13 protein-coding genes are annotated in these 12,210 nt (G+C 34.6%); 6 read left to right on the top strand and 7 right to left on the bottom strand.

Features of this window, described 5'->3' with window-relative positions; translation table 11 throughout:
- Window positions 1-335 precede the first annotated feature (335 nt).
- Window positions 336-1,187 carry a YhfM domain-containing protein gene (locus FOT98_RS26450; RefSeq protein WP_063261786.1) on the top strand — a complete coding sequence of 284 codons (852 nt, stop codon included), beginning with the start codon at window positions 336-338 and terminating at the stop codon, window positions 1,185-1,187.
- Window positions 1,188-1,272: 85 nt separating this feature from the next.
- Here the strand turns inward: FOT98_RS26450 and FOT98_RS26455 are convergent, their stop codons facing one another.
- Entirely contained in the window at window positions 1,273-1,470 is a 198-nt protein-coding gene (locus FOT98_RS26455; RefSeq protein WP_001053353.1) for a hypothetical protein, read from the bottom strand.
- Window positions 1,471-1,620: 150 nt separating this feature from the next.
- Between FOT98_RS26455 and FOT98_RS26460 the strand changes: the two genes are divergently transcribed.
- The 3 genes from FOT98_RS26460 to hmpA all read left to right on the top strand — a co-directional run bounded on the left by FOT98_RS26460 (window position 1,621) and on the right by hmpA (window position 4,722).
- Window positions 1,621-2,718, top strand: a complete 1,098-nt coding sequence (locus FOT98_RS26460; RefSeq protein WP_063261785.1) for a site-2 protease family protein — start codon at window positions 1,621-1,623, stop codon at window positions 2,716-2,718.
- 114 nt (window positions 2,719-2,832) lie between these two features.
- Window positions 2,833-3,351, top strand: coding sequence for a hypothetical protein (locus FOT98_RS26465; protein ID WP_063261784.1), 519 nt, complete (start codon window positions 2,833-2,835; stop codon window positions 3,349-3,351).
- A 162-nt stretch (window positions 3,352-3,513) separates the two neighbouring features.
- On the top strand, window positions 3,514-4,722 hold the full coding sequence (gene hmpA / locus FOT98_RS26470; RefSeq protein ID WP_063261783.1) for an NO-inducible flavohemoprotein: 1,209 nt from the start codon (window positions 3,514-3,516) through the stop codon (window positions 4,720-4,722).
- Window positions 4,723-4,752: 30 nt separating this feature from the next.
- Here the strand turns inward: hmpA and FOT98_RS26475 are convergent, their stop codons facing one another.
- Window positions 4,753-5,265 (bottom strand): Crp/Fnr family transcriptional regulator, encoded by a 513-nt coding sequence (locus FOT98_RS26475; protein ID WP_000600576.1) that lies wholly within the window; start codon window positions 5,263-5,265, stop codon window positions 4,753-4,755.
- Window positions 5,266-5,435: 170 nt separating this feature from the next.
- Between FOT98_RS26475 and FOT98_RS26480 the strand changes: the two genes are divergently transcribed.
- Entirely contained in the window at window positions 5,436-5,663 is a 228-nt protein-coding gene (locus FOT98_RS26480) for a hypothetical protein (protein WP_061680307.1), read from the top strand.
- A 291-nt stretch (window positions 5,664-5,954) separates the two neighbouring features.
- Here FOT98_RS26480 and FOT98_RS26485 read toward each other — a convergent pair whose 3' ends face one another.
- From FOT98_RS26485 to FOT98_RS26495, 3 genes are all read right to left on the bottom strand, one after another.
- Entirely contained in the window at window positions 5,955-6,755 is an 801-nt protein-coding gene (locus FOT98_RS26485) for a sulfite exporter TauE/SafE family protein (RefSeq protein WP_000455763.1), read from the bottom strand.
- 117 nt (window positions 6,756-6,872) lie between these two features.
- Window positions 6,873-7,871 (bottom strand): inorganic phosphate transporter, encoded by a 999-nt coding sequence (locus FOT98_RS26490; RefSeq protein WP_061680306.1) that lies wholly within the window; start codon window positions 7,869-7,871, stop codon window positions 6,873-6,875.
- Window positions 7,872-7,882: 11 nt separating this feature from the next.
- Window positions 7,883-8,503, bottom strand: coding sequence for a DUF47 domain-containing protein (locus FOT98_RS26495; RefSeq protein ID WP_000231446.1), 621 nt, complete (start codon window positions 8,501-8,503; stop codon window positions 7,883-7,885).
- Between the two features lie 312 nt (window positions 8,504-8,815).
- Between FOT98_RS26495 and FOT98_RS26500 the strand changes: the two genes are divergently transcribed.
- Window positions 8,816-10,858, top strand: a complete 2,043-nt coding sequence (locus FOT98_RS26500; protein WP_063261782.1) for a transglycosylase domain-containing protein — start codon at window positions 8,816-8,818, stop codon at window positions 10,856-10,858.
- A gap of 95 nt (window positions 10,859-10,953) precedes the next feature.
- On the opposite strand, the gene FOT98_RS26505 is transcribed toward FOT98_RS26500, so the two are convergent.
- Window positions 10,954-11,382, bottom strand: coding sequence for a hypothetical protein (locus FOT98_RS26505; protein WP_063261781.1), 429 nt, complete (start codon window positions 11,380-11,382; stop codon window positions 10,954-10,956).
- A 195-nt stretch (window positions 11,383-11,577) separates the two neighbouring features.
- The coding region (locus FOT98_RS26510; protein ID WP_144291182.1) for a Gly-Xaa-Xaa repeat protein at window positions 11,578-12,210 on the bottom strand (633 nt) is incomplete at its 5' end.

Raw genomic sequence — 12,210 nt, forward strand, 5'->3', positions numbered from 1 at the left:
GAAAGAATATCACAATTGGAAATTGTGGAGCATTCTTCACAAAACTGTTTATATGAGCAATCAACAATTCGTATTTAAAATTTAAATGAGAAGGGGGGTACTGGTTTATTTCTTATAACCTCTTGCATACTACTGACTTGGATGAATGGTAGTATGCAAGGACAGATCGTTCCTAACAGGAACCTGCCGTCATTCTTTCACAATAGGTGGATGAAAAGGTCACAACACAACCCTTACGGACAGGAAAAAGGTGAGATTCCTTTTCGGTAGTTGGCATTTGACTTGGTTCGCCAACAATTTATAGATTTTTATAAGAATTTTAAACCAGGATTAAGTTGAAAAGGAAATATGTAATGTTGTTGTTTGCTATGTTACTAGCATCTTGTAGTCAAGTTGAGCAAAAAAAAGAAACAAAAAAAGTAGAAGAGACGGTGAATGAAGTGAGAGAAACAATAGGGGTAACCGTTATACAAAAAAAAGGTAAAGAGAAAAAGTTACAGGAATCAGAAGCTAAGTTAGTAATAGATATTATAGATAAAGCGGAAAAACAAGACGTAACAGGTAGTTTTGGTGAGCCGGAATATGAACTGCAAATTAGTAGAGATGGAAAAAAAGAAATCTATTATGCATGGCTAAGAGGAGAAGATAGACGAGGATGGCTACAATATAAGAACGCTATGTACATGCTAAATAAACAAGATACGGAAAAGCTGTTAGCTATATTTCCAAATGTTTCAGAACAAAAAGAAGATGAGATGCAGGCAGGTACTTTAACGGAAGTAACAAAAAAAGATTTGCAGATAACCGCGTTTCATATTAAAGCAGGTGATCAAAAAGTGAATTATACGGTACGGTATACGATTTCACAATCACTATACAACAAGTTAGAGAAGGAACAAGAATATTATTTGCAAGTCATTTTCCCAGAAAAAGTTCAAAAATTAATTGGAGCAAAAGAGAGTGAAAAAATTTTAGGAGAAAAGGTAAAGGAAGGGTATAAACAGTATGAATTGCATGCTACTGTGCAGGTAAAAGATGCTTCAGAATCACAATTAAAGGCATTAGAAACATATTATGAAAATTACGATTTGAAAATATTAAATAGTAAAAAAGAGAAAATAGGTGTTTTTCAAAATATCATTCAAATTGTTAAAGAGTATGGTGAAAAAATGAATTTACAAAGATAAAGTGAAACTTTAATTACGGGATGAATGTAAAGTCTATACGGCCTTTCCTAGGAAATGATAATAGAGAGGGGGAGTCCCCTCTCTATTACTTTGCTTTTGCAGATGGCTCATTCATTGATTTTCGTGTAATAAGAAAAGAAATCATAAGAGCGGAGAGGATGATTAAAGCAATAAATACGTGATTTGGCAACAAATCTAATAATAATACATAGCTAACGGTATAAAAAATAAGAGTTGAAGCTAAAAACGATAGAGCGCCTATTATGAGAGATTGTAAATTCATTTGTATACACCTCCTTTTATTTATATTTTTGGCTAAAAATGGATTAAATAAACATTATTTCTAACGATAGAAAAAAATATGTCATAATAGAGAAAGAACCAGCTTTAATGAATAAATATGATTCATTAATGAGAGATAAAGGAGAGGAATATGAAAAATAATAAAAAAGGATTATGGGGAATTATTGTTGCCATAGGTTTATTTTTACTTTCTAAGTTAAAGTGGGTATTTGCAATTTTTAAATTAGCAAAGTTTTCAACAGTATTTAGTATGTTTCTATCACTTGGTGCATACGCAGTTATATATGGTTGGAAATTTGGAGTAGCGCTCATTTATTTGTTGTTTATCCATGAAATGGGCCATTTATGGGCTGCGAAAAGAAAAGGTATACCAACATCACCAGCAATATTTATTCCATTTATGGGTGCTCTTATTGGGATGAAAGAGATGCCGAAAAATGCGAAAGATGAAGCTTACATCGCCTATATGGGGCCCCTTTTCGGATTGGTATCATTTTTACCTGCAATTCCACTTTATATAATAACGAAAGAGCCATTTTGGGCATTAATTATTTTGCTTGGAAGTATGATTAACTTTTTTAACTTGATCCCAGTTTCTCCATTAGATGGTGGACGAATTATCTCAGTTGTAAGTACAAAGATTTGGGGAGCAGGTCTTATTGTATTGCTCGGTTATTCCATTTACTTTAAAAGTATTTTGGGAGGATTTATTGTTATTATCGGCTGTATGGAATTATATAGAGTAATAAAGCGAGATGAGCCGATTAAGGAATTAGGATATAGAATTGATGGAATGAAAGAATATGTTGCAAGGCTTGAAGAGGAGTTAAAAGAAACGGGTGCAGTGCATCGGAATATATATATGATGCAACATGAAATAAATGTATTAAGACAAAAAGAAAGAGAGAAAGAATTAAAAACAGGAGAACTTCAAAAAATTGAAGTGTTAGAGTACCTTTTACCAAAGTTTGAGCCACTTGATTATGTTCCATATGAAGAGGAAAAAGAAACACATACAATTCATATAAGAGAAGCATTTGAAATGTCAGAAAGAAAATTACGGGAATGGAATACAGAAAAGAGTCAACAGGAAAACTATTATAAAGTGGATATGAAAACGAAATGGACGGTATTTGCTTGTTATATCGGATTAATGGCTATACTCGGTTACACAGCTTATGAAGGGTATATGGTTTTACAAGAACATTTGCCAACGAGGAATGTCTAGAAAAATATTGTCGAAATGATAGGAAGAATTTATACAGGAATTAGATTTCTACGAGAGAATGCTACAAGTATAGTACTACATTGTAATATCTCTAGTAGAGAAGGGGTTCTGTATATGAAAAAATTGTTAAGTATTTTTGGGATTATTATCGTGATGATCATTGCGAGTTATAGTCTTATGAAAGTTCTGTTACATTATGCGAATAAGCCTGCTGAGGTAAAGACGATAGCTCAAATAGAAGATGTACAAGAAGAGACAAAAGTACTGGATTTTATTCGTATGACACATGAAAGTTATAATGATTTCTTAAATTATGGTAAAGCAGAGAATTATACAGAAGGGGACTGGAACCAATTGAAACAATGGTTTCAACAACAAGAACCATCTTTAAAAAATATACATACGGAAATAAAGAATGGAAAATTAAAACGCGATGTAAATAGAAGTTATGAAATTGTAAAAAAAGGTGTGGAACTTCAAAATATTGAGTATGTAGTTTATGCACATCGTGTATACCATGACTTAGATATTATCGTAAATAAATATAGAGGTGAAACGAATATCTGGGGGTATACAGAGTTTGGAGATGGGAAAGATATAAGGGTAATTGAACAAGCGATACAGTCAAAATAATAATAAGCTAGCTAGCATTCTAGTTGGCTTATTTTCTTTTGTAAGTGCAATGTTCATATATTTTTCACAAAAACACCGTGTGAATAGTGATTAAAATCACAATATGTACTATACAATTCAGTTAAACTAAAAACAGTTAAGGAAATAGAGGAGTGGGATACAATGTTAAGTGCAAAAACAATTGAAATCGTAAAGTCAACAGTACCATTATTACAAGAAAAAGGCGTTGAAATTACAACGAGATTTTATGAAATTTTATTTTCGGAACATCCGGAGTTATTGAATATTTTCAATCATACAAATCAGAAAAAGGGAAGACAACAACAAGCGCTAGCAAATGCTGTTTATGCAGCTGCAACGTACATTGATAATTTAGAAGCTATTATTCCAGTTGTAAAACAAATTGGTCATAAGCATAGAAGTTTAGGTATTAAAGCGGAGCATTACCCGATTGTAGGTACATGTTTACTACGCGCAATTAAAGAGGTTGCAGGTGCACCTGATGAAGTTTTAAATGCATGGGGAGAAGCTTATGGTGTCATTGCTGATGCATTCATTAGCATTGAAGCAGAGATGTATGAAGACGCGGCACATAAAGAAGGTGGATGGAAAGATTTCCGTAACTTTGTAGTTGTTAAAAAAGTGAAGGAAAGCGATGTTATTACGTCATTTTATTTGAAACCTGAAGATGGAGGGAAAGTTTCTTCATTTATCCCCGGACAATATGTAACGGTTCAAATAAATATCGAAGGTGAAACATATACACATAATCGTCAATATAGCTTATCAGATGCCCCTGAAAAAGAATATTATCGTATTAGTGTAAAGAAAGAAAAAGGTGTAGATACACCGGACGGTAAAGTATCTAACTACTTACATGATCATGTAAAAGAAGGCGATATGTTACCGGTAAGTGCACCAGCAGGAGATTTCGTATTAAATATGGATTCAACTTTACCAGTTGTACTAATTAGTGGTGGAGTAGGTATTACTCCGATGATGAGTATGCTAAATACGTTAATTGAACAAGACTTAACACGTAATGTATGTTTTGTACATGCAGCGATAAATAGTAATACACATGCAATGAAAGAACACGTTGAGGCAGTAGATAATGAATATGAACAAGTTAAAGCATACACTTGCTATTCTGCACCAACTGAAAAAGATTTGGAAATGAAGAACTTTGATAAAGAAGGCTTCATTGAAGCTGAATGGTTAAAAACTATTATCCCGACAACAGAAGCAGAATTTTATTTCTGTGGTCCCGTACCATTTATGAAACATATAAATGCTGCACTAACTGATTTAGGTGTGAAACAAGAGCATATTCATTATGAATTTTTCGGTCCAGCAGCAAGCTTACAATAAGGTGGATTTGAATAAGCGAAAAACGAGGTATTATTTTACCTCGTTTTTTATTTGTTCTCGTAATAGTCGATTTACCGTTTCACGGCGTATACCAATCAGTTGGCCGATTTCAGTTTGCGTTAAGATTTCATATATAGGAATGTCACCTAAATATAGTGTGAACCATTCTTGTAAACGATGAAGACGTTCTTTCGGAGAGACGGTTGTCAATTGATCGATACGCTGCTGCATCATTCTTAATTTTGATTGTAATTGCATAGCAATATTTGCGTATGATGCGGGATTTGCCTGAAGTTGATCGTACCATTCACTACTAATGATAGGTTCAACTTCTGTTTTCATTAAAGCGATTGCTGTACCGTGATACTCCTTCGGTGAAATTAAAGAATGGTGAGGTATCGTTTCACCTGGAACAATAATGTTGAATAAAAATGGTGTTCCATCTTCTTCGATCCTTACTACTTTTAATAAGCCTGTTTTTATAAAATATAAAGGACCGTCCTCGCCTTGACGGAATAGTACATCTCCTTTGTGTAGAATCAATGTTAGCCCCCCATTTAAACATTTCTATTTCTTTTATTGTAGCGTATATGTATAAAGACAATATGCTATTTAAACAGCAATTTCATTGACGAAATGTATGCTATTACAGTAGTATACTATTTAGTGTGTAATAGTACTAGCAATGAATACGCTGTAGGGGGTTTAGTATATTGTTAGATGCGATAAAAATGACGGATATGAGAATTCCGGCGAATGCTACCATTCATGTAGAAGAGATGAAAGGTGGAGTCGTATTATCCGTTGAAGTAGATGGCCAAATTATTTATACGATGGCTTATGATGAAGAAACAGATAGTTATGCTGAATTATATGATCGAAACGATAAGAGGGCGTGCCAAGTACATGAGGATTTTATGGGATGGTCACTTCTTCATTAAAAAAGATGTCAATATGACATCTTTTTTTATTAAACCGATAGAATATACAAAGAAATGAAATATAAGGATAAAATTTGTAATAAATGATTTTGCATTGTTAGCACTTTGTAACTGCAAGTAAACTATTTTTTCGCTATCATAAAGATAACAGTCGCAGTTATAGGAGTGGTCAACTTGAAGAAAGTACATATTTCAAATTATATGCTATTATGTGTTTGTTTAATTTTATTTGTTCTCTTAGGAGGATTTTTATATTCATGTGTATAAAAAAACGTATTCTAAAAGAACACGTTATAAAAAAGAAGTAATAATTAATCTAGTCCCGAGAATAATTAATGTGATACGTAATAAATTAATTACGGCTTTACCACTTAATTTTGTATTGATATAAGCCCCGATTTTTCCGCCAATCCATGCACCAGGAATAAGAATTAATGCATAAATCCAGCTGACATTTCCAAGGGAGATGTGCGTTGCAGAACTTACAATGGCTGATAGAAATACGATAAACATCGAAGTTGCTACAGCGATATGTGCTGGGAATGCAAAAAGCAGCATCATTGCTGGAACAAGTAAGGCACCGCCACCAATTCCAAATAACCCAGATATAAAACCAACTATAAAGGCGATAAAGATAGCGAGAAGCGGTGGAAATTGATAGTGTACAGTGTTTCCTTCGTTATCTGTAAAAGAACGTTTAATTACCGTCATATTTGATAAAGAAAGAGGGTTTAATTTGTCTCGTAACATAAGAAGAATAGAGACAAAAATAAGGAAAATCCCAAAATATAAAGAAAATGTATCTTGGTTTAAAAATTTGTTTGCCCACGAGCCGATGATACCACCAGGGCCACTCCCGATAAATAAAATAAGTCCACTTTTGTAATCTACTCGTTTATGCTTCATATAAGTAAGGGTGGAAGATAGTCCTGTGAAAACGACTGTTACCATTGAAGTTCCTACTGCAAGTTGTGGTGATAGACTGTGTAATCCGATTAATAACGGAACAATAATAATTCCGCCACCAAGCCCGACTAGACTCCCGACTGTCCCGGCGATTAGCCCGATGAAAAGTAACATGATGTATTCCAAAATTGCCAACTCCTCTATATAACTTATCCACCAATTATTATACACGCTTTTTCATAAGAAAAAGGTTTGTTCACAAAAAAGTCGTCTTCCTAGAAAAATAAGGAAGACGACTTTTGATTAAAAGATCAAGTGTAATAAAGAGTAGAATAAAGCAGCTAAAGAAGCTGAAATAGGAAGTGTGATAACCCAAGTAATTAACATGCGTTTTGCAGTTCCCCATTTTACACCTTTTACACGATGAGAAGCACCAACCCCTAAAATAGAAGAAGAGATAACGTGCGTCGTACTAACTGGTAAGTGAATGAATGTTGCACCGAAAATAACAAGTGATGATGATAAATCGGCAGCTACACCATTTACAGGACGAATTTTCATAATTTGTCCACCGACAGTTTTAATAATTTTCCATCCACCGACAGAAGTACCAAGACCCATTGCAATCGCACAAGATAATTGTACCCAGAACGGGATGTCGCTAGAAGTATGATAGCTATTAGCCATAAGAGCCATCGTAATGATTCCCATTGCTTTTTGCGCATCATTTGTACCATGTGTATAAGCTTGTAATGCAGCAGTGAAAATCTGGAATATACGGAAGTTTTTGTTCGTCTTCGTTAAATTAAAGTTTTTAAAGACTACTTTAAATATACTGTATACGATATAACCAATAACAAAAGCGATAATTGGCGAAATGATTAAAGCTTCAAGAATTTTTATGAATCCTTTAAGATTTAATGAGCTAATACCGGCCGCAGCGATAGCTGCACCTGCGATTGAGCCAATGATTGCATGCGAAGAACTACTTGGAATACCGTAGTACCAAGTGATCAAATTCCATGCTATTGCCGCAAGTAAAGCAGCTAAAATTACAAGAGAACCATTTTGCAAGGCAAATGGATCAACGATATCTTTTGTAATCGTTTTTGCTACACCTGTAAATGTCATCGCACCTAAAAAATTCATAATAGCTGCCATAATAATTGCATGTCTAGGCTTTAGAGCTTTCGTTGAAACAGCCGTTGCAATAGCATTTGCTGTATCGTGAAATCCATTAATAAAGTCAAAAGCTAAAGCGCAAATGACTACTAAAACGGTCAGTAACAAGAGTGTATCCATGATCAAACTCCTTACGCGTTCTTCATAATAATTGTTTCTAATACGTTTGCAACGCTTTGGCAGCTATCCGCTACTTCTTCAAGCTCTTCGTAAATCTCTTTGTATTGAATAATTTTAATCGGATCTTTCTCACGAGAGAATAAGTGCTTAATCGCATGACGGCGAATATCATCACATTGTGATTCGTAATCCTTAATCTTAATCGCGTTCGTACGAATGTCGACTAACTTCTTTTTAGACAGTAGTTCAACAGAATTTGCAATCTCAATCGCACATTGATTAATTGCTTCAACGAATTTAATCATGTATTCATCAGCTTCTGTAATAGAATACATTTCGAATAGACCAGCACTATGATCTAATCCGTCTAATACATCATCCATACTCATTGCAAGTTGTAGGATGTCCTCACGTTCAATTGGAGTAATAAACGCTTTGTTTAGCTCCATAATGATTTCGTGAATAAATGAGTCACCTTTTGACTCATACTCTTTCATGCGCATAGAAAACTCTTTTAAATCGCTAGCATTTTTAATTTTATACTCCACGAAAAACTGCGCGCCTTCTTTTAAATTTTCTGAAACATTCATTAACATTTCAGAAAATTTATCTTTTTTTGATTTAAATACCATTATTAGTTACCCCCACAAAAGTAATATATGTAAAATATATTGGCTAGTCAATTCTAACAAAAAACTGTCGTTTTTTAAAACATTTTATCGAAAAGTTTACAAAAACTTAACATAACTCTCATTGTTGTATTAATAATATTAATAATCAATATTGAATATCTTACTTGTAGAATGTCCTTTTCTTGCAAAAAGTATGAATGTGAAAGAAAAGCTTTACACTACAGGAAAGACTACGTTATTATAATAAATTTAAAAGGAGGTATATTCTTCCTTTTGAAAAGAAGAGTGTAAACAAACGAAGGAAGTGAACGAATGAAATTGAAGAACACTCACTTAAAAAAAATGCAGGAGTGGTTCAATAAGAGGAAGAAACTTCGTAATTCATTAATTGTATTAGGAAGTTTACTTGCTACTCTATTTATTGCTATAAATATAATAATTTCCATTCAAGACATATCTGAATTAAAACAAGCTGTTCCGCAACCGACTTTAATTTATGATGCAAATAATGAAGTTGCGACTAAATTAGCTTCCTCTAAAACAGAAGGTGTTAAAAGGAAAGATATTCCTGACATTATGGTTCAGGCAATTGTTGCAGTAGAAGATAAGGAATTTTTTAACCATCACGGTATTTACTATAGTGGAATTATAAGTGCAGTTTTTAAAAATATTACAGCAGGAGAAGTTGTAGCAGGGGGCAGTACAATTACACAACAACTTGCGAAAAACGTATTTCTGACACAAGACCGCACATACTCTCGAAAAATAAAGGAATATTTTTTAACAAAAAAAATAGAGCGTACGTATACGAAAGATGAAATTATTGAAATGTATATGAATCAAATTTATTTTGGTGAAGGAGCTTGGGGGATAAAAAGGGCAGCTAAATCTTATTTTGATAAAGATGTAAAAGATTTAACAGCTTCAGAAGCTGCAACGATTGCTGGATTGATTAAAGCACCGTCTGCCTATTCGCCTTATAAAAACTTTAACAAGTCAATTGAAAGACGTAACGTCGTCTTAAGCTTAATGAAAGAGCAAGGATACATTTCTGACGAACAGTATAATAAAGAAAAAGAGAGCGGTCTTGTGTTAAAACGTGGTGTGGATGATAAATACAAGGGGAAATACTCTCAATATGTAGATTATATTGTTAGAGAAGCGATGGACAAGTACGAATTAACACAAAATGAAATTTTAGCGGGTGGTTATCGTATTTATACAGAGCTTGATCCGAAAAAACAACAGGCTGTGGAAGATGTTGTGAATAATGATAGTTATTTCAAAGATAGTGGCTCAGATCAGCTTATGCAAACGGGTGTAGTTCTTATGAATCCCAAAACAGGTGGTGTACCAGCTTTAGTTGGAGGCAGAGGGCCGTATCAGTTTTTACAGTTTAACCATGCAACCCAATTGAAAAGACAACCGGGCTCAACGCTAAAGCCTTTGGCTGTATATGTACCAGCGTTAGAGCAAGGGTATGAAGTATACGATATATTAAAAGATGAACCATTTAATATTAAAGAATATAAACCACAAAATAGCGATCATACTTTTCACGGTGATGTGACGATGTATGAAGCTGTGGCAAAGTCGTACAATGTTTCCGCTGTTTGGTTATTAGAGCAAATTGGATTGGATAAAGGTTTGAAATCTTTAGAGCGTTTTGGTATTCCATTAGTGCCAGAAGATCGTACATATCCGATTGCTTTGGGCGGGATGCATGTTGGGACCTCGCCATTTGTAATGGCCCAAGCGTATAGTACATTTGCAAATGACGGTGTTCAAGTGGAAGCTCATGCGATTAGGGAGATACAAAATGCTGAAGGTGAAACGATTGGAAAGTGGTATAAGAAAGAGACACGGGTGACGAGCGAGAAAATTGCTCAAAAGATGACATATTTATTAAAAGGTGTTGTCGAAAAGGGCACGGGCGAAAAGGCGAAAGTTAATAATGTTGATACGGCAGGTAAGACCGGAACGACTCAAATTGTAAATGGACCAAGCACCGGTGCAAAGGATTCATGGTTTGTTGGATACACACCAGATTTAGTAGGTGCGATTTGGGTAGGGTATGATAAAACAGATAGTGATCATTATGTTCCGGGGGGAAGTCAAATTACGACGACAATGTTCCGGGATATTATGAAAAAAGCGAATACCAATCCAGATCAAAAAGCATTCCAGTTATCACTCATATCTGAGGCTGATTATAAAAAACAATTGACTACAATAGAAGAGGAAAAACGAAGAAAAGAAGAAGAGAAGAGAAGGAAAGAAGAGGAACAACAAAGAAAAAAAGAGCAACAAGAGTGGATTGATAAAGTGAAAGAATGGATCCCTTCATTTTGGTAAAAGAAAGAGGCGAATAACGAAATTCGCCTCTTTTTCGTATGAAAAACAAAATGAAATTTTAAACGGTTGAAATTCTCCTTTCTCCTTACTAGTTACTATTCGTTAAGTATAATGTTCGTACTGCCAAAGGATTCGGAATCGTATGTGACGGTTATTTTTCCTTTACTAATAGGTTCGTAAGGTAATTCTTCTTCGTAATTACCATTATTTTTATTGTGGATAGAAAGTGTAATTTCATCGATTTTTTTATTTGTATATTGATCTTTAATCGTTTCAGCAATTTGAAGTAATGCTTCGGAACTAGAAGCTTTCGTAATAAGCATTCCTGTTATAACTTTTTTTTCATTATGTGTTGCATTGGAATAAGGGATGTTGCTTTGTTTTGTATACAAAAGTTTGTATGGAACGGTTTTTCTCTCTGCTTTTGATATAGTGGAATATTTTAGAGTTAAAAAAAATCCTACACATAAAATAATGCATACCATAAGAGCGAACCAAATGCGTATTAGTGACATAACTCTCATTTTCATCCCTCTTTCATATCTTTGACTTCACTATTTATCATACAAAATGAGGATTAAGGTAGAGTAAATTTGAGGTAAAGAAACGTAAAGAAGGAGCACTTATCCTCCCAAATAAGTGCTCCTTTCTATATAAAGAGAGATTTAATGCACGGTAAAACGATACATATTATTATAAATATGCTTATTTAGTGAAAATTAGTAAATTCGGAATACTGATAGTGTTGCAGTTGTATCGCCTGTGTTAGGAATAGAAATAGTGTTTGCTGTAGGCTGTACAGCAATCGTTGTACCAGCTTGTAAAGTAACGATTGTAGAGAACGAAACAGCACTACCAATAACGTTAGTTGAGAAATTACGAGTAGGTGGTTGGCCATTGAATGAAATACCGAATCCAAATGGTGAAGATCCTGGGAAAGTTGTAGATGCTGAGAAACTAATATCATATACGCCTGTTTCTAAAATTGTTAAAGTATCTGAAGTATCGTTGAAAGTGATATTATTTAATTCAAAAACTTGATTGAATTGGATGTTTGTTCCAGGTGATATAGTTTGTGGATTTGAGTTTCCGATTGCCGCGATAGTTACAGGAATTGGAGTACCCGCTGGTCCTGTTGCGCCAGTAGCACCTTGAGCACCAGTAGCGCCTGTTGCGCCAGCCGGTCCTTGAGCACCAGTAGCACCTTGAGCACCAGCTGGTCCTTGAGCACCAGTAGCACCTTGAGCACCAGCCGGTCCTTGAGCACCAGTAGCACCTTGAGCGCCAGCTGGTCCTTGAGCACCAGTAGCACCTTGAGCGCCAGCTGGTCCTTGAGCACCAGTAGCACCTTG

This window comes from Bacillus sp. HY001 (assembly GCF_007558965.1).
Lineage (GTDB): Bacteria > Bacillota > Bacilli > Bacillales > Bacillaceae_G > Bacillus_A > Bacillus_A mobilis.

Bases quoted from the DNA above. Each gene is read 5' to 3' on its own strand.
- FOT98_RS26500 (WP_063261782.1), top strand. From the start codon at position 8,816: ATGAAATTGAAGAACACTCACTTAAAAAAAATGCAGGAGTGGTTCAAT.
- FOT98_RS26490 (WP_061680306.1), bottom strand. From the start codon at position 7,871: ATGGATACACTCTTGTTACTGACCGTTTTAGTAGTCATTTGCGCTTTA.
- FOT98_RS26465 (WP_063261784.1), top strand. From the start codon at position 2,833: ATGAAAAAATTGTTAAGTATTTTTGGGATTATTATCGTGATGATCATT.
- FOT98_RS26455 (WP_001053353.1), bottom strand. From the start codon at position 1,470: ATGAATTTACAATCTCTCATAATAGGCGCTCTATCGTTTTTAGCTTCA.
- FOT98_RS26460 (WP_063261785.1), top strand. From the start codon at position 1,621: ATGAAAAATAATAAAAAAGGATTATGGGGAATTATTGTTGCCATAGGT.
- hmpA (WP_063261783.1), top strand. From the start codon at position 3,514: ATGTTAAGTGCAAAAACAATTGAAATCGTAAAGTCAACAGTACCATTA.
- FOT98_RS26495 (WP_000231446.1), bottom strand. From the start codon at position 8,503: ATGGTATTTAAATCAAAAAAAGATAAATTTTCTGAAATGTTAATGAAT.
- FOT98_RS26505 (WP_063261781.1), bottom strand. From the start codon at position 11,382: ATGAGAGTTATGTCACTAATACGCATTTGGTTCGCTCTTATGGTATGC.